The sequence below is a fragment of the Sphingomonas sp. 67-41 genome (assembly GCF_001899725.1).
GTDB lineage: Bacteria > Pseudomonadota > Alphaproteobacteria > Sphingomonadales > Sphingomonadaceae > Sphingomonas > Sphingomonas leidyi.
The window spans coordinates 115,454-133,018 of record NZ_MKWJ01000025.1 but is presented as its reverse complement, the minus strand read 5'-3'; the positions used below and the strand labels follow the sequence as shown (position 1 = coordinate 133,018).

Annotated in this window: 11 protein-coding genes; 5 read left to right on the top strand and 6 right to left on the bottom strand. The window is 67.4% G+C overall.

Going from position 1 to position 17,565, the window contains the following annotated elements:
• Positions 1–64: 64 nt before the first annotated feature.
• Entirely contained in the window at positions 65–1,717 is a 1,653-nt protein-coding gene (locus BGP17_RS18820) for an electron transfer flavoprotein-ubiquinone oxidoreductase (protein ID WP_286713145.1), read from the bottom strand.
• Positions 1,718–1,844: 127 nt separating this feature from the next.
• Here BGP17_RS18820 and BGP17_RS18815 point away from each other — a divergent pair, with 127 nt between their 5' ends.
• From BGP17_RS18815 to moaB, 3 genes are read left to right on the top strand one after another with little or no spacing between them, the layout of a single operon-like run.
• The gene (locus BGP17_RS18815; RefSeq protein WP_286713144.1) at positions 1,845–2,561 is read left to right on the top strand and encodes a uracil-DNA glycosylase family protein; all 717 of its coding nucleotides are present in this window, start codon (positions 1,845–1,847) and stop codon (positions 2,559–2,561) included.
• A 2-nt stretch (positions 2,562–2,563) separates the two neighbouring features.
• Positions 2,564–4,363, top strand: coding sequence for a lytic transglycosylase domain-containing protein (locus BGP17_RS18810; protein ID WP_167298785.1), 1,800 nt, complete (start codon positions 2,564–2,566; stop codon positions 4,361–4,363).
• Complete coding sequence (moaB, locus tag BGP17_RS18805) at positions 4,350–4,877, top strand: molybdenum cofactor biosynthesis protein B (RefSeq protein WP_167298784.1); 528 nt, start codon at positions 4,350–4,352, stop codon at positions 4,875–4,877. Before BGP17_RS18810 ends, moaB begins: the two co-directional genes overlap by 14 nt.
• Before the next feature lie 126 nt (positions 4,878–5,003).
• On the opposite strand, the gene BGP17_RS18800 is transcribed toward moaB, so the two are convergent.
• Both BGP17_RS18800 and BGP17_RS18795 read right to left on the bottom strand, forming a co-directional pair.
• Positions 5,004–5,516, bottom strand: a complete 513-nt coding sequence (locus tag BGP17_RS18800; RefSeq protein ID WP_167298783.1) for a YbjN domain-containing protein — start codon at positions 5,514–5,516, stop codon at positions 5,004–5,006.
• A 102-nt stretch (positions 5,517–5,618) separates the two neighbouring features.
• Complete coding sequence (locus BGP17_RS18795) at positions 5,619–5,960, bottom strand: VOC family protein (RefSeq protein WP_286713142.1); 342 nt, start codon at positions 5,958–5,960, stop codon at positions 5,619–5,621.
• 52 nt (positions 5,961–6,012) lie between these two features.
• Between BGP17_RS18795 and BGP17_RS18790 the strand changes: the two genes are divergently transcribed.
• Complete coding sequence (locus tag BGP17_RS18790; RefSeq protein WP_167298781.1) at positions 6,013–7,083, top strand: PA0069 family radical SAM protein; 1,071 nt, start codon at positions 6,013–6,015, stop codon at positions 7,081–7,083.
• Positions 7,084–7,090: 7 nt separating this feature from the next.
• Here the strand turns inward: BGP17_RS18790 and BGP17_RS23890 are convergent, their stop codons facing one another.
• On the bottom strand, positions 7,091–9,190 hold the full coding sequence (locus BGP17_RS23890; protein WP_353681884.1) for a GDSL-type esterase/lipase family protein: 2,100 nt from the start codon (positions 9,188–9,190) through the stop codon (positions 7,091–7,093).
• Positions 9,191–9,532: 342 nt separating this feature from the next.
• On the opposite strand from BGP17_RS23890, the gene BGP17_RS18775 reads away from it, so the two are divergent.
• Positions 9,533–12,142, top strand: a complete 2,610-nt coding sequence (locus BGP17_RS18775) for a M1 family metallopeptidase (protein ID WP_286713141.1) — start codon at positions 9,533–9,535, stop codon at positions 12,140–12,142.
• Between the two features lie 43 nt (positions 12,143–12,185).
• Here BGP17_RS18775 and BGP17_RS18770 read toward each other — a convergent pair whose 3' ends face one another.
• Entirely contained in the window at positions 12,186–13,778 is a 1,593-nt protein-coding gene (locus BGP17_RS18770; RefSeq protein WP_286713139.1) for a long-chain fatty acid--CoA ligase, read from the bottom strand.
• A gap of 132 nt (positions 13,779–13,910) precedes the next feature.
• Entirely contained in the window at positions 13,911–17,384 is a 3,474-nt protein-coding gene (gene dnaE, locus BGP17_RS18765) for a DNA polymerase III subunit alpha (protein WP_286713138.1), read from the bottom strand.
• Positions 17,385–17,565: the final 181 nt, after the last annotated feature.

Sequence of the window (17,565 nt, the reverse complement as noted above, 5' to 3'; positions counted from 1 at the left end):
CTCGTTCGGCGGCGCGGCCCGCTGCGCCGTGGCGGGCAGCGCCGCCAGCAGCGCGAGCGCGAGGCTACATGTTCGGATAATTGGGTCCGCCCCCCCCTTCGGGGACCACCCAGTTGATGTTCTGCGTGGGATCCTTGATGTCGCACGTCTTGCAGTGGACGCAATTCTGCGCGTTGATCTGGAAGCGCAGATCGTCGCCTTCGCCGACCACTTCGTACACACCCGCCGGACAGTAGCGCTGGGCCGGCTCGGCGTACACCGGAAGATTGTAGCCGATCGGGATTTCCGGATCCTTCAGCGTCAGATGGACGGGCTGGTCCTCCTCGTGATTGGTATTCGAGATGAACACCGAGGTGAGGCGATCGAAGGTGAGCACGCCATCGGGCTTGGGATAGTCGATCTTCGGCGCCACCGATGCGTGCCACAGGCCCTCATTGTCGGGCTTGTGCTTCATGGTGAAGGGCCAGCGCAGGCCGAGCAGCTCCATCCACATCGCCGCGCCGGCGAGCAGCGTGCCCCAGGTGTCGCCGAACTTCTTGACCAGCGGCGCCACGTTGCGCACGCCGCGCAGCTCCTTGTAGACCCAGCTCTTCTCATAGGCTTCGGGATAGGCGGCCAGTTCGTCCGCCTCGCGCCCGGCGCCGACCGCGGCGAAGGCCGCTTCCGCCGCCATCATGCCGCTCTTCATCGACGTGTGCGTGCCCTTGATGCGCGGCACGTTGAGGAAGCCCGCCGCGTCGCCGATCAGGGCAGCGCCGGGCGCGACCAGCTTGGGCACCGACTGGAAGCCGCCGTCCGAAATGGCACGCGCGCCATAGGAAACGCGCTTGCCGCCCTTCAGGATCGCCGCGATCTCCGGATGGGTCTTCCAGCGCTGCATCTCCTGGAAGGGCGAGAGATAGGGGTTCTTGTAGCTGAGCCAGGTGACGAAGCCGAGCGCGACCTGCCCGTCCGCCTGGTGATAGAGGAAGCCGCCGCCATTGGCGCCGTCGGTCAGCGGCCAGCCCTGGGTGTGGATCACGCGGCCCGGCACGTGATGGGCGGGATCGATGTCCCAAAGCTCCTTGATGCCGATGCCGTAGATCTGCGGCTGGCTGTCCGCATCGAGCGCGAAGTTGCGGATCAGCTGCTTGGTCAGGTGGCCGCGACAGCCCTCGGCAAAGAACGTGTATTTGGCGTGCAGCTCGAGGCCCGGCTGATAGTCGGGCTTGTGCTCGCCGTCGCGCGCCACGCCCATGTCGCCGGTGGCGACGCCCTTCACGCTGCCATTGTCGTGATAGAGGATCTCGGCCGCGGCAAAGCCCGGGAAGATCTCGACGCCCATTTCCTGCGCCTTGTCGGCCAGCCAGCGGCAGAGATTGCCGAGCGAGCCGGTATAGGTGCCCTTGTTGTGCAGGAACGGCGGCGTGATGAACTCGGGAAAGCCCGACTTGCCCTTCTCGCTGAGCACCCAGTGGTGATTCTCGGTCACCGGCGTGGCCGCCAGCGGGCAGCCATCGTCGCGCCAGCTCGGCAGCAGCTCGTCCAGCGCCCTGGGGTCGATCACCGCGCCGGAGAGGATATGGGCGCCCACCTCCGAGCCCTTTTCGAGGATGCACACCGAAAGCTCGCTGCCCGCCTCCCCGGCCAGCTGCTTCAGCCGGATCGCCGCCGAAAGGCCCGCGGGGCCTGCGCCGACGATCACGACGTCATAGGGCATCGACTCCCGTTCGCTCATCATCGCATCCTTCATAATCTTGGCCTGGCACCCGCCGCATCGCTTGTCGTCGCATGCTGGCAACGTCCTGTCCCTTGGTCGATGAAGGCAGATTGACCCGCCCGTCAAGGCATGACTCTTAGGCAGCGTGGGAGGCGAGTACACAGCGGATTGGGGGCGTACCCTGGCGAGCGCGCTCGAATGGTGGCGCGACGCGGGGGTCGAAACCCTTCAGGAAGAGGAGGCTCGCGACTGGCTCGCGCGGCCCGCCCCGGTGCAGCCGGCACAGGCTGCCGTAACGTCGCCCCAGCCCGAAACCCTGCCCGATACGCTTGCCGCCTTCACGGCCTGGCGCACCGGCGAGACCGTCCCCGAAGCCGCCTGGCTGACTCCGCGGATCGGCCCCGGCGGCCCCGCGGATGCCGCGCTGGTGGTGCTCACCGACATGCCCGAAGGCGACGATCAGGACGCGCTCCTGGCCGATGGCGCGGCCGGAAAGCTGTTCTCGCGCATGCTGACTGCCGCGGGAATCGCTCGCGATTCGGTCTATTTCCTGTCGCTCGCCGTCGCCCGTCCGCTGGCCGGGCGCATCCCGCCCGACCAGGAGGGCCGGCTGATCGAGATCGCCAAGCATCATCTGAAGCTGCTCCAGCCCGCCAGGCTGCTGATCCTGGGCCAGGCGGCGAGCCGTGTCGTGGCCGAGGCGAACGACGGCGCATCGGCCAATGGTTTAGTCGATGTTAACCATTTCGGCGGAAAAACACAGGCAGTGGCGAGCCTGCACCCGCGTTTCCTGCTGGAGCGCCCCGCCGCCAAAAGCGAAGCCTGGAAGCACCTGTTGCTGTTGACCCGGGGGAGCCTGTGACCATGCGTATCCTGTTTGCCGCCGCGTTGCTTGCGTCGCCGGCGCTCGCCCATGCCGCCGACCTTCCGGGCGCGGACGGTGCCAACACCGCCGACGACGGCGTCGCTGCCCCCGCCCCGCGCGAAGGCGACGGCATTCCCGATCAGCTCGATTCGGACCAGAAGGCCGGATATCGCAAGGTGTTCGCCGCGATCCACGCCCAGCGCTGGCAGGATGCGCAGCTCCAGCTCGATTCGATGAAGCCGGGCCCGCTCCATGCGATCGCGCGCGCCGAGCTCTACACTGCGAAGAACTCGCCCAAGGTCGAGCTCGCCCCGCTGCTCCAGTTGATCGGCGATGCGCCCGAACTGCCCCAGGCCGACCAGCTCAGCCGCATGGCCAGGACGCGCGGCGCCGCGGCCACCCCCGCCATCCCGGCGGCGGCGCGGCTGATCTGGTATGACGGCGCGCCTGTCCGCCAGCGCGCCCGCTCGATCAAGAGCGACACCGCCGCCACCGAGATCGCGCTCGCCATCCAGCCCTATGTGAAGGCCGATCAGGGCGCCGAGGCCGAAGGCGTGGTCGCCAGGTTCGAGGCAGACCTGACGCCCGAGGCCAGGACGGAGTGGCAGCAGAAGGTCGCCTGGATCTATTACGTCGCCGGAGACGACGGCAATGCCCGCCGCGTCGCCGCCAAGGCACAGGACGGCGCGGGCGACTGGGCGCCCCAGGCCGATTGGGTCGCCGGGCTCGCCGCCTGGCGCGAGCAGGACTGCAGCGGCGCCACCGCCGCCTTCGAACGCGTCGCCACCCGCGCCGCCGATACCGAGCTGCGCTCCGCCGGCCTTTATTGGGGCTCGCGCGCCGAAATGGCATGCGGCCGCCCGGACAGGGTGGCGACGAAGCTGCGCGCCGCCACGCAATATGGCGAGACCTTCTATGGCCTGCTCGCCAAATCGGCGCTCGGCATCGAGGACAAGCCCGGCAAGGGCGAGAAGTTCGTCGCCGAGGACTGGCGCGCGCTGGAGCGCCGCCCGAACGTGCGCGTCGCCGCCGCGCTGGTCGAGATCGACGAGGACGGCCTGGCCGACGAGGTGCTGCGCTACCAGGCCAAGATCGGCAACCCTTCCGAACATCTCGCCCTCACCCGCCTGGCCGGCCGGCTGAGCCTGCCCTCCACCCAGCTCTGGCTCACCCACAATTGCCCGCAGGGCACCCAGCCGCTCACCGCCGCGCGCTATCCGGCGCCGAACTGGACCCCGGCCGGCGGCTGGCGCGTCGACAAGGCGCTGGTGTTCGCCCACACGCTCCAGGAATCGCGCTTCAACTCGGAGATCCGCAGCGCGGCCGGCGCGATGGGCCTGATGCAGGTGAAGACCGGCGCGGCGATCGATATCGGCCGGCGCAACGGCAGGACCTATGCCGCCAGCGACCTGACCAAGCCTTCGGTCAACATGGAGATCGGCCAGTCCTATCTCGAGCAGCTGCGCGACCAGCCCTTTACCGGCGGGCTGCTGCCCAAGGTGATCGCCTCCTACAATGCCGGCCCCACTCCGGTCGCCAACTGGAACGCGATGATCAAGGATGGCGGCGATCCGCTGCTCTACATCGAGAGCATCCCCTATTGGGAGACGCGCGGCTATGTGATGACCGTGCTGCGCAACTATTGGATGTACGAGAACCAGGAAGGCCGGAAATCGAGCAGCCGCGAGGCGCTGGCGCAGGGCATGTGGCCGAAATTCCCCGGCATGCAGGGTCCGGCCGCAGTCAAGCTCAACATGCGCAAGCTCGCCTTCCATCAGGACGGCAATGCCAATCGATGAAGCCATCGCGTTCCGCCCGGTGCGGATCGCGGTGCTCACGGTCTCCGACACGCGGACCATGGCCGACGATCGCTCGGGCGACCGGCTGGTCGAGCGGCTGACTGCCGCCGGGCATGTGCTGGCGGACCGCATGATCGTGACCGACGATGCGGATGCGATCGTCGCCCGGCTCCACGCCTGGATCGACGATCCGCAGGTGGAGGTGATCCTCACCACCGGCGGCACCGGCGTGACCGGCCGCGACGTGACGCCCGAGGCGCTCGCCCGCGTCCAGGACAAGGAGATACCGGGTTTCGGCGAGCTGTTCCGCTGGCTCAGCTATCAGTCGATCGGCACGTCCACGATCCAGTCGCGCGCCACGGCTTGCGTGGCGCGCGGCACCTATGTCTTCGCCCTGCCCGGCTCGACCGGCGCAGTCACCGATGCCTGGGACGGCATCCTGGCAACCCAGCTCGACATCCGCCACAAGCCCTGCAACTTCGTCGAGCTGCTGCCGCGGCTGGGGGAGCGATAGGCACACGCCATTCCCCGACGAAGGCCGGGCCCCAGTCTCGGCACAATTGGATGGGTAGCCGCCGCGGAACCGAAGCGTTGCATCCCGATGCGACCCCGCTCCTCCCGGATGGGAGGGAACGGCACCCTATTTCTTCCCCCCGGCCGCCTTCTCCTCCTCGTCGAGGAAGGTGAACAGGTCGCCGGTCATCGACGACCACCAGTCGATCGTGTCGGCGAAATTCGCATAGCTCACCTTGCCGATGGTGGTGGCGTCCATCCAGGTGGAAAGGTCGCCGTCCTTGTCGATCACGATGCGCAGGAAACGCTTCTTGGCGTTCCAGCGATTGGCCAGCCCGGCATCATACCAGGGCTTCTTCTTGTACCAGGAGAAGAACTGCATCGACGTGCAGCCCTTGGCGGTGCCGCAATCATAGAATTCGATGGTGAAAGGGGATCCGTTGGCCGCACTGCTGATATAGGGCTCGCCGCTGTCCTCATGCTTCTTCAGTTCGGCCTTGTAGCCTTCGCTCTGGAGCAGCTTCACCACTTCCTCGGGATGCGCGATGTCGACCATCCGCGCCGGATCGCCCTTCTGCGCCGCCGCCGGCATCGCCCACAGGCCGGCCGCCAATGCGACCGCGATCAAAGCCTTGCCCATCACTCCCCCTCTTCCTTCGGTTCCCAGGCGGGAAATCCACGGCCGCTGCCGGGAGGAACTTCCCCAGGGCCCCTATCCTATCACGGCGCCGCGGCGCGGCAATCATTCCGGCTCGTTGACGAACACGCCGAGTTCACTCCCCGCCGGATCGCGGAAATGGAAGCGACGACCGCCCGGAAACGCGAAGATCGGCACGGTGATCTCGCCGCCCGCGCCCGTCACGCTCTCGAATGCCGCCTCGAGGTCCTTCACCTCCACGATCGGCAGCAGCAGCGGGATCGGCTGGTCGCCGGAGCCGTTGATGCCCAGATCGGTGTCGCCGGTGGTGGTCGCTGCGTAATGCGGGGCAAAGTCGGTGAATTGCCAGTCAAACGCCCTGGCGTAGAAATCGCGGGTGCCGGCCACATCCTTCGCGGGCAGTTCGAGATAACTGATTCGTGCCATGTTCGCCTCCAATGTTCTTGATCTGTTCTAATCCTGCGCCTAGGCTTTGGCAATGGCGAAGAATCGTCCGGTGCGCGGCGCCACCCTCAACCAGGAAAGCAGCCGCTTCAACCTGCCCGCGCGCGAAGCGGACGGCGACTGGCTGGATGCGCGCGCGGCGCTGGACGACGCCCCGCCGCCGCTGCGGACCACCGTGACGGTGGAGCGGGCACGGACGATCATCACCCGCAACCAATCGCCCGACATTGCCTTCGATCGCTCGATCAACCCCTATCGCGGCTGCGAGCATGGCTGCATCTATTGCTTCGCCCGGCCGACCCATGCCTATCTCGACCTGTCGCCGGGGCTCGATTTCGAGAGCAGGTTGTTCGCCAAGCCCGATGCGCCCGCGCTGCTGCGCGCGGAACTGGGCAAGCGCGGCTATGTCTGCCGGCCGATCGCCTTCGGGACCAACACCGATCCCTATCAGCCGATCGAGGCCGAGTGGCGGATCACGCGCGGCTGCATCGAAGTGCTGGCCGAACAGGATCATCCGCTGACGATCACCACCAAGTCCAACCGGGTAACGCGCGACCTCGACCTGCTCGCGCCGATGGCCAGAAAGGGCTTGGCGGCGGTGATGATCTCGGTCACTTCGCTCGACCCGAGGATCGCGATGACGGTGGAGCCCCGCGCCCCGCATCCCGAGAAGCGGCTGGCCGCGATGCGGCAGCTGGCCGATGCGGGGGTGCCGGTGTTCGTCTCGCTGGCGCCGGTGATCCCGCAGGTGACCGATCACGAGATCGAGCGCATACTGGAGCGCGCCGCCGAAGCCGGCGCGCGCACCGCCTTCTTCCTGCCGGTCCGGCTGCCGCACGAAGTCGCGCCGCTGTTCCGCGCCTGGCTCGATGCGCATTTCCCCGATCGCGCCGGCAAGGTGATGGCGACGATCCAGTCGATCCGCGGCGGCAGGGACAACGACCCCGATTTCCACACGCGCTTCCGGGGCCAGGGGCCCTGGGCGGAACTGCTGCGGACGCGGTTCCGGATGGCGGCGAAACGCCATGGGCTGGACCGGGAAGTGCTGCGACTGCGGACGGACCTGTTCCGGCCGCCCAGGGGGGCGCAGGGGGAGCTGTTCTAGCGCCTTCCTAGCGGCACATCGTCTCCAGCGGCAGCAGCGCCGGCGCCGGCGGTTCCTTCAGCCCCCTGGCCGCCACCGCGCCGTTCAGTCCCTGGGGCTGTGGTACGAGTTCCGGGTTCACCTCGGATGCATAATAGGGGTCGCGCTCCGCCTCGTCGATCGAGACGAACCGATAGCCCTTTTCGCGATAGAGGGCGATCAGTTGCGGCATCATGCGTGCGTCGAACGCGCCCAGGTGCAGGAGCAGTACATAGGGGATGTCGCGGCCGTAGAGCGCCTGGCTCATCGCGCGGGCACGATCGGCCTGGACCGCGGCGGTGCCCAGCCAGGCGTGCTCCATCTTCAGGATCGCGTCGTCGTCGCCCCTGGCCACGCAGCGGGCATAGGCGTCGTTATAGGCCCAGTCGGAGAAATCCATCGTCACCGTGGCGACCTTGTAGCCCCGCTCCGCCAGCAGCTTGCGGATGCGCGCGCGGCGTGCGGGGTCGGTCGCGGCCTCGGAGAGGAAGGGATAGCGGAACCAGCGCCAGTCGGCAGCACCCATCCTGGCCGCGAGGATCGGTTCGTTCTTCTCCAGCTCCGCCAGGAATTGCGCATCGCTCAGCTGGTCGAGATTGGCATGGCTCCAGCCATGGTTGCCCAGCGTCAGTCCCGCCGCGCGCCATTTGCCGAGCACCGGCGCCGAGGCCGGTTCGCGCTCGAGCTGCACGCCGTTGACGAAGCCCATCGCCGGCGCCCCGCCGGCCTTCAGCGCGGCGATGACCTGCTCGGCAATGCCGGCCCGGCTCTGTCCTTCGGGCAGGGGCGCGTGAGCGGGGAGATCGTCGAAGGTGAAGGCGATCATCGGCGCGGGCCCCACCGGCGCGGCGGCCACCCTGCCCGCATCCTTCACCTTGTCGGAGAACAGCGACAGCGGCACCGCATCGGCCATCGCGCGATAGCCGTCCATCGAGGGATGGAGCCCATCATTGTCATATTCCTTGCGCAGCCGGGTCGGCGCGGCGGGATCGCGGAGCGCGGCGTCGAGGTCGATCACGCCGTCGAAATTGCCGGGCGCGCGAATCCAGGCGTTCACCGCGGCGCGATCGGCCTCGTTCTGCGCATCCGGATGGTAATAGGCCGAGCCGCCATAGGGCAGGATCGTCGCGCCGATCGCCTTGATCCCGCGCGCGCGGGCGCGGGCGACCATCTGGCGATAGGCACCGATCATCCCCTCCACGAGCGCAGCGTGCGCATCGGGCGTGGCCGGGGCGTCGCGGGTGAGCGTGCCGAGATCGTTGACGCCCTCCAGGATCACGAGATGGGTGACCCCCGGATAGCTCAGCACCTCGCGGTCGAACCGGGCGAGCGCATTGGGGCCGAGCCCGTCGTTGAGCAGCCGGTTGCCGCCGATGCCGGCGTTGAGCACTGCCATGTCGGCAAGCGCCGGCGTGGCGCGCAGGCGCAGCTGGAGCGCGTCGGTCCAGCGCTGGTTGCTGTTGGCAGGCACGCCATAGCCATCGGTGATCGAATCGCCGAGGATCACCACCGCCGACGCCTTGGCCGACACCGTCTCGATCGCGCCGATCTGCACCCAGCGATCGACCTTGCCGGCGCTCGGCAGGTCCGGATCGCGCACATGGTCGCCATGGAGATAATAGCTGGTCGCGCGCGAGCCCGGATGGCCGGTCTGCTGTGCCGGGGCATCGGGCAGATAGAGCGTGATCGCCAGGTCCGCGCCCGCCTGCACCGGCAGCGCGACCGGATCGGACCAGTAATCCGCACCCGCCGGAATGGTGACGCTCCTCGCCCCGCCGAAGCGCAGCGCCACCAGGCTCGCGGCATCGATCCGCGGCGAGGCGGGGTCGGCCGCCCGCGCAATCGTCGCCGCGCCGAGGCGCAGCGGCTGGGTGCCATAGGCGTTGGTGAAGCGCACGCGCAGCCGGGTGCCGGCGATCTGGATGCGCACCACCTGGCGCAGCGTGGCGTCCTTCAGATCCTCCGTCGGCAGCGCATTGTTGCCCGGGATCATCTGCGACGTGGCCCAGGCCGTCACCCAGCGCTCGCCCGGCGCCGCCGCGGCGCCCAGCAACAGGACCAGCGCCGCCAGGCGCACGATCAGGCCCATATCCCCTCTCCCTCTTGCGTCCAGGCGCCATGTCGATGCGCCATGTCGATGCACTATGATAGCGCTACCATATCGGAGCCGCGCCGCTGCGCAATGGCCTAGTGCAGCCTGCCGGCGAGGAAAATGGTGGCCACCGCGCGAAGGCAGGTGGCCCCTAAGTTAGGACCGGGCAGCGGAAAGAGGGATCCAAACGCCGCCCGGTGGTCTGAGACCTGCGCGCACCATAGCCGTCCACGATGCAGACACAATATGGAAACATACAGTAGTCGAACAGAAACATGTGGCCGATTGCACCTGCCAGGCAGCGGGCCTAGGCCAAGTGCCAGATCATAAGGACCCTTCATGCGCGCGCTTGCCTTCGCTTTCGCCCTCACGCTTCCCGCCGTCGCAAATGCCCAGGACGTCCAGCCTACCGGCAAGCTGCCGGACACGGTGACTCCCCTCGCCTATCGGCTCGACCTGACGATCGTTCCCGAAAAGCCGCGCTTCGGCGGCCACGCCGAGATCGACGTGCAGCTCAACCGGGCTGCCCAGACGGTATGGATGCACGGCCGCAACCTCAACGTCACCAAGGCGGTGGCGGTGGTCGCGGGCAAGGAGATCCCGCTCGGCTTCACCCAGAAGAGCCCCCATGGCCTCGCCCAGATCGACTTCGGCAAGACGGTGCAGCCGGGGAAGCTGACGCTGAAGTTCGACTATGACGCGGCCTTCGGCACCGGCGCTTCGGGGCCCTATCGCATCGAGGTGGCCGGCAGCTGGTACAGCTGGACCCAGTTCGAGTCAATCGATGCGCGCGCGGCCTTTCCTGGCTTCGACGAGCCGGGCTTCAAGACTCCCTTCACCGTGTCGCTGACCACCAAGCCGGGCTTCGTCGCGCTGAGCAACGCACCGGAAACGGGCAAGCCGGCCAAGGTCGGCGAACTGGTCAGGCACCGCTTCATCGCCACCAAGCCGCTGCCGACCTATCTGGTCGCCTTCGTCGTCGGCCCCTTCTCGACCCTCGGCGCCAAGGTGGCGCCCACGCCCGAGCGCAAGACGCCGCTGCCGCTGCGCATCGTCGGCACCCAGCCCTACAAGGGCCGGATGCAGTTCGCGCTCGACAATTCGGGCCCGATCGTCGCGCTGCTCGAGAAATATTTCGGTCAGGCCTTCCCCTTCCCCAAGCTCGACCAGATCGGCTCGCCGGTGATGCCGGGCGCGATGGAGAATGCAGGGGCCGACATCTATGGCGACGGCATCCTGTTCGTCGACGAGGACGATGCCACGTCGAGCAAGCAGACCTTCGGCATGGTCGTGGCGCACGAGCTTTCGCACCAATGGTTCGGCGATCTGGTCACGCCGGCCTGGTGGGATGATATCTGGCTGAACGAAAGCTTCGCCAACTGGATGGGCTATCGCATCGGCAACGAATGGCGCCCGGACCTCGACATCGGCGTCGACGCCATCTCCGAGGGTTTCGAGGCGATGGACCTCGACGCCCTGGTCGCCGGCCGCCCGATCCACCAGAAGATCAGCAACGATGCGGATATCGACGCGGCGTTCGATCAGATCACCTATGGCAAGGGCGGCCAGGTCGTCGGCATGATCGCCGGCTATATGGGCGACGAGAAGTTCCGCGACGGCGTGCGCCTGCACATGTCGCGCCACAAATATGGCAACGCGACCACCGACCAGTTCTTTGCTTCGCTGGCCGACGCCGCGCACGATCCGCGCGTGCTCGAATCGCTGCGGAGCTTCGTCGACCAGCAGGGCGTGCCGGTGGTGACCTTCCACCGCGCCAATGGCGTGCTCACCGCCAGCCAGCAGCGCTTCGCCTATTTCGGCACCAATGCGCCCGCCGAGCAGTGGATCATCCCGCTCTGCATCCGCCAGGGCGATGCCAGGAACTGCACGCTGCTGGACAAGCCGAGCGCGCCGGTCGTCGCCAACGGCACGGGCACGCTCGTCCCCAATGCGGGCGGCTGGGGCTATTATCGCTTCGACCTCGATCCCGCCGACTGGGATTCGCTGATTGCCGCTGCCCCCACCCTGCCGACCGGCGAGGCGCTGGCGGTGGACGACAGCCTGTGGGCGAGCTTCTATGCCGGCAAGGCGAACACCGCGCAGCTCGTCGCGCTCGCCCGCGCGATGGCCCGCCATCCCAAGACCAAGATGCAGCTCGACAACGGCACCCGGCTCGCCGGCCTGCGCGATCGCGGGCTGATCGGCGCCGCGGCGCTGCCCGCCTATCGCAAGCTGTTCGTCGACATCTATGGCCCGATGCTGGCGAAGATCGGCTTCGATCCGAAGCCCGGCGCGCATGCGAACGACAACGCCGACACCGTCGAGCTGCGCGAGCAGCTGGTCGGCTTCGTGGCGGACAATGGTCATGACCCCGTGTTGCGCGCCAGGCTGGCCGCCGCCGCCGACGCGCGGCTCGCCGGCGACGCCCATGCGCTCGACGATGCCTTCCTGCCGCTGGCGCTGGCCATTACCGTCCAGGATCGCGGCGTGCCCTTCGCCAGGACGCTCGCCGAAATGGCACTGGCGGGCAAGGCACCGGACCTGCGCGAGGCAGCGTTTCGCGCCATCGCCTCTTCGGGCAATGCCGATGTCGCGAAATGGTATTTCACCGAGTTCAACGATCCCCGCTACAAGCCGCGCCAGCGGCTGTTCGGGGCGTCGCTATTCCTGAAGGACGCCGACACCCGCGACGCGGCGCTCGAATATATGCTCGCCCATTTCGACGAATTCTCGAAGCTGACCGGCGGCGGCGGCATCTTCTCGGGCCGTTCGGCGGAGATGTTCAAGGCGCAATGCTCGCTCGCGGCGGCCGACACGGTCGACGCCAAGCTGCGGGCCGAAGGCGGCAGCACGCTTGGACTGGATCGCGCAGTGGAGGGTATCCGCAACTGCGCCCGCTTCAAGGATGCCAAGGCCGGAGAAGTCACGGCAGCGTTCGCCGGAATGTGAGAAGACAGGCCGCTTCCCCTTTCCGGGGGGAGGGGCGGCATTCTCAGGCCGCGGCCAGCTTGAAATCCTTATATTGTTCCCGGATCGCGGTCTTGAGCAGCTTGCCCGTGGCGGTGTGCGGCAGGCTCTCGACGAAGAGCACCTCGTCGGGCAGCCACCATTTGGCGACGTGCTGCGCGAGATGTGCCTGCACCGCCTCCGCCGTCACTTCGCTGCCCGGCTTGCGGACCACGAGCAGGATCGGCCGCTCCTCCCATTTGGGGTGATGCACGCCGATCGCCGCCGCTTCGGCCACGCCCGCGCAGCCGACCGCGGCATTTTCCAGATCGACCGAGCTGATCCACTCGCCGCCCGACTTGATCACGTCCTTGGCGCGATCGGTGATCTGCATCGTGCCGTCCGGATAGAGGACCGACACGTCGCCCGTGTCGAACCAGTTGTCGGCATCGACTGCGGACTCGTCCGCCTTGAAATAGCGTTCGACGATCCACGGCCCGCGCACCTGCAGCCGGCCCGAGCTCTTGCCGTCGCGCGGCTGCACCCGGCCCTCGTCGTCCACCACGCGCAGTTCGACGCCATAGGGAACCTTGCCCTGCTTGCAGACCTGATCGACCTGCTGCTCGAAGCTGAGTTCGTCCCAGTTCCACGAGGGCGCGCCCATCGTGCCGATCGGGCTCGTCTCGGTCATGCCCCAGGCATGGTTCACGCGGATGCCCATCTTCATCAGCCGCTCGATCATCGCGCGCGGCGCTGCCGACCCGCCGATGGTGACGATCTTGAGGAACGCCGGCTCCTCGCCGGTGGCGTCCATGTGCTGGAACATCGCGAACCAGACGGTGGGCACGCCGGCGGTATGCGTCACCTTCTCGCGGTTCATCAGTTCGCACAGAACCAGCGGATCGTTGACCGCCGAGAAGACGAACTTGATCCCCGCCGCGGCGCCCGCCCAGGGCAGGCCCCAGCCGACCGCATGGAACATCGGCACGATCGGCATCGCCACCGCCCGGGCCGAAAGGTCGAACACGTCGGGCTGCATTTCGGCAAGGGCGTGGATCACGCTCGATCGGTGGGTATAGGTCACGCCCTTGGGATTGCCGGTGGTGCCACTGGTGTAGCAGATCATGCAGGGCTCGCGCTCGCTGCCCGTCACCCAGCTGTAATTGCCGTCCTCGGCGGCCAGCAGCGCCTCGAACCCGTCCGGCCCGTCGCTGTCGAAGCAATAATAATGCTCGATCGTCTTCCAGTGCGGCTTCAATCGCTCGACCAGCGGCGCGAAGGCGCGATCGTAGAACAGCACCTTGTCCTCGGCATGGTTGCCGATGAAGACCAGCTGATCCTCGAACAGGCGCGGATTGATCGTGTGGACCAACCCGCCCATGCCGGCGGCGCCGTACCAGGTAACGAGGTGGCGGCCATGGTTCATCGCCAGCGTGGCGACCCGGTCGCCCTTCCGCACGCCGAGCCGCTCCAGCGCCTGGGCCAGCTTGCGGGCATCGCGGGCGATGCCGGCCCAGGTGGTGCGCGTCTCGCTGCCATCCGCCCAGCGGGTGACGATCTCGCGCCCCCAATGCTCGCGCGCGGCGTGATCGAGCAGCGTCGTGACGCGCAGCTCGAAATCCTGCATTCCTCCAAGCATCCGGCTCTCCATACCGATTTTTCGAGAGCGTAACCCGCGAAGCGCGCGGGTGTCGAGAGCGGGGAATGTAAGGAAGGATGTCGGACACCGCATGCGCATTCCCCTCCCTGGAAGGGAGGGGAGCAGGGCGGACTAAGCCGCCTCGGCCAGCTTCGCCGCCGCGCTCTTGAGCGTCGCCCAGCGAACGCCCGGCACATTCTCGATCTTCTGGGCAAGCTCGCCGTCCAGCCGGAAGTCGCGGCCCAGCACCAGTTCGGCCTCGCCGCCCGGAATGCACACGCGCACCAGCACCTCGCCGCGTCCGCCGCGCTGGTCGCCGATGATGCCGGCGAGCACCGGCACGGCGCGGACGTCGTCGATCGCGACGTCGAGCACCAGCCGCGCCGTGTTGGCCAGCCCCTCGAAGGGCTGGACGCGCTTGATCGAGACGCGCGGCGTATCCTCGCCCGGGCGCTTGTCGAGCTCGACGGTCAGCACCGCGCAACCGCCGGCGCGGGCGCAATCCTCCAGGTCCTTGGCGGCGCTGTCTTCGAAGCAGGTCGCCAGCGTCTGCGCCGATTTGTCCGAGATCGTCGCCATCAGATAGCGGTTGCCGCGTGCGGAGGTACGCGGCCGGCAATCCTCGACCAGCGCCGCGATCGTCGCGCCGACACGCGCGCCGGCGGGGATGTCCAATTCGCCCAGGGTCGCGATCTCGCGCGCGCCGAAGCTCTTGGCGAGATGCTGGAAACGGTCGAGCGGGTGCGCGGAGAAATAATAGCCGAAGGCGTCGCGCTCGGCCCCGATCCGATCGGCCAGCGACCAGTGCGCGCTCTGCGGTAGCTGGATCGCGCCGCCGCTCGGCTCGGATTCGCCGAACAGGCCGCCCTGCCCACTGGTCTTGTTCGACCAGGTGCGCTGCGCGACTGCCAGGATCGTCTCCGCCGCGGCGAACACCCCGGCGCGATTGTCGTCGAGCGCATCGAATGCCCCCGCCCCCGCCAGCGTCTCGACCTGGCGCTTGTTGAGCAGCCGGGGGTCGACGCGCTTGGCGAAATCGTCGAGCGACTTGAACGCGCCGCGCTCCTCGCGCTCCTCGACCAGCAGCTCCATCGCGCGCTCGCCCACGCCCTTCAGCGCGCCCAGCGCATAGCGCACCGCGAGGCCGTCCTCGGTCTTCTCGACGAAGAAGTCCGCCTGGCTGCAATTGATCTCCGGCCCCAGGCAGGCGACGCCCAGCCGCTTCATGTCGTCGGCGAAGATCGCCAGCTTGTCGGTCTGGTGGATGTCGTACGCCATCGAGGCGGCGAAGAATTCGTGCGGATGGTGCGCCTTGAGCCAGGCCGTCTGATAGGCGAGCAGCGCATAGGCGGCGGCGTGCGACTTGTTGAAGCCATAGCCGGCGAACTTGTCGATCAGGTCGAACAGCTCGTTGGCCTTGGCCGGCTTGATCCCGTTATGCTCGGCACAGCCCTTCACGAAGGTCTCGCGCTGGGCATCCATCTCCGCCTTGATCTTCTTGCCCATCGCGCGGCGGAGCATGTCCGCGCCGCCCAGGCTGTAGCCAGCCAGGATCTGGGCGGCCTGCATCACCTGCTCCTGATAGACGAAGATCCCATAGGTCTCGTTCAGGATCGGCTCGAGCAGGTCGTGCGGATAGACGATCTCCTCGCGCCCGCCCTTGCGGTGGCCGAAGCTCGGGATGTTGTCCATCGGGCCGGGGCGATAGAGCGAGACGAGCGCGATGATGTCGCCGAAATTCGTCGGGCGCACCGCCGTCAGCGTGCGCCGCATGCCCTCCGATTCCAGCTGGAACACGCCCACCGTGTCGCCGCGCTGGAGCAGGTCGTATACTTCGGTGTCGTCCCAGGCGAGCGCATCCAGATCGACGTCGATGCCGCGGTCGGAGAGCAGCTCGACTGCCTTTTTCAGCACCGACAGCGTCTTGAGGCCGAGAAAGTCGAACTTCACCAGACCCGCGCCTTCGACATATTTCATGTCGAACTGGGTGACCGGCATGTCCGAGCGGGGGTCGCGATAGAGCGGCACGAGCTGCGACAGCGGCCGGTCGCCGATCACCACGCCGGCGGCGTGCGTCGACGAGTGGCTCGGCAGCCCCTCGAGCCGCATCGAGAGGTCGACCAGATATTTGATGTCCTTGTGCGCGTTATACTCGGCAAGGAACTCGCCGACGCCGTTCAGCGTGCGCTCCAGCGTCCAGGGATCGGTCGGGTGGTTCGGGATCTGCTTGGCCAGGCGGTCGATCTGGCCATAGCTCATCTGCAGCACGCGGCCGACGTTCTTGACCACCGCGCGCGCCTTCATCGTACCGAAGGTGATGATCTGCGCGACGTGATCGGCGCCGTATTTCTGCTGCACGTAGCGGATCACCTCGCCACGCCGGGTTTCGCAGAAATCGATGTCGAAGTCGGGCATCGAGACGCGTTCCGGATTGAGGAAGCGCTCGAAGAGCAGGCCGAGCTTCAGCGGATCGAGATCGGTGATGGTCAGCGCCCAGGCGACCGCCGAGCCCGCGCCCGAGCCGCGGCCCGGCCCCACGGGGATGTCGTGCGCCTTTGCCCATTGGATGAAGTCGGCGACGATCAGGAAATAGCCCGGAAAGCCCATCTGGATGATGACGTCGAGCTCGAACTGCAGCCGCTTGTCATAGACTTCGCGCTCGGCCGGATCGGTGATGCCGGCCCTTTCCAGCCGCTTCGCCAGCCCCTGCCACGAACGCTCGCGCAGCATCGCCGCCTCGCCTTCGCGGTCGCCGGCCAGGCTGGGCAGGATCGGCTTGCGCTTCGGCGCGGCATAGGCGCAGCGCTGGGCGACGACGAGCGTGTTGGCGACGGCCTCGGGCAGGTCCGCGAACAGGCTCTTCATCTCGTTCGCGGGCTTCATCCACGCATCGGGCGAGGAGCGCGGGCGATCGTCGGAAGCCACATAGGAGCTGTTGGCGATGCACAGCATCGCGTCATGCGCCTCATGGAAGGTCGGTTCGGCGAAGCAGCTCGGGTTGGTCGCGACCAGCGGCAGGTTCCGGTCATAGGCGAGGTTGAGCAGCTTGGGCTCGGCCCGGCCCTCCACTTCGTCGAGCCGGCGGACGATCTCGACATAGAGCCGCTCGGGGAACAGCGCCTCGAGCCGGCGCGCATAGGAATCCGCCGCCATGTCCTGCTGTTCGGCATAGAGCCGCGCCAGCGCCCCCTCGCGACCGGCAGTGAGGCAGAGCAACCCCTCGGTCCGCCCTTCCAGCGCGTCGAAGGGTATGTGCGCATCCTCCTCGACCGGGCGATCGAGATGCGCCATCGAGACGAGGTCGCACAGGTTCAGATAGCCGGCTTCGTCCTGCGCATAGAGCGCGAGCCAGTCGATCGGCGCCGCGACACCGTCCGGCATGTCGGGCCGCTTGACCGCCAGCAACGTGCCGATGATCGGCTGGATACCCGACTTGATGCAGGCATCGCCGAAGCTCATCGAGGCGTAGAGACCGTTGCGATCCGCCACCGCGACCGCCGGAAAACCCAGTTCCTTCGCACGCTTGGCGATCGCCTTCGGCTCGATCGCGCCCTCCAGCATGGTGAAGGACGAGAAGACCCGAAGCGGAACGAAGCCGGAATGCATGACCCAAGTGTAGGGAGCCGCTCTCGGCAGCGCCACCCGCGGAGAGCGTTGTCCACAATTTTCAAGTCCTTGGGCTCAGGATTCTTCCCTACGCGCGGACTCGGACGGGTGCTCTCCTGAATGGCGGCTTCATTACCAATCGTTCACATCATGGTTAACGGCAATAAACATTTCGCCGACG

Coding starts and splice junctions, on each gene's coding strand:
- BGP17_RS18820 (WP_286713145.1), bottom strand. CDS start 1,717: ATGAGCGAACGGGAGTCGATGCCCTATGACGTCGTGATCGTCGGCGCA.
- BGP17_RS18810 (WP_167298785.1), top strand. CDS start 2,564: ATGCGTATCCTGTTTGCCGCCGCGTTGCTTGCGTCGCCGGCGCTCGCC.
- moaB (WP_167298784.1), top strand. CDS start 4,350: ATGCCAATCGATGAAGCCATCGCGTTCCGCCCGGTGCGGATCGCGGTG.
- BGP17_RS18800 (WP_167298783.1), bottom strand. CDS start 5,516: ATGGGCAAGGCTTTGATCGCGGTCGCATTGGCGGCCGGCCTGTGGGCG.
- BGP17_RS18795 (WP_286713142.1), bottom strand. CDS start 5,960: ATGGCACGAATCAGTTATCTCGAACTGCCCGCGAAGGATGTGGCCGGC.
- BGP17_RS18790 (WP_167298781.1), top strand. CDS start 6,013: ATGGCGAAGAATCGTCCGGTGCGCGGCGCCACCCTCAACCAGGAAAGC.
- BGP17_RS23890 (WP_353681884.1), bottom strand. CDS start 9,190: ATGGGCCTGATCGTGCGCCTGGCGGCGCTGGTCCTGTTGCTGGGCGCC.
- BGP17_RS18775 (WP_286713141.1), top strand. CDS start 9,533: ATGCGCGCGCTTGCCTTCGCTTTCGCCCTCACGCTTCCCGCCGTCGCA.
- BGP17_RS18770 (WP_286713139.1), bottom strand. CDS start 13,778: ATGCTTGGAGGAATGCAGGATTTCGAGCTGCGCGTCACGACGCTGCTC.
- dnaE (WP_286713138.1), bottom strand. CDS start 17,384: ATGCATTCCGGCTTCGTTCCGCTTCGGGTCTTCTCGTCCTTCACCATG.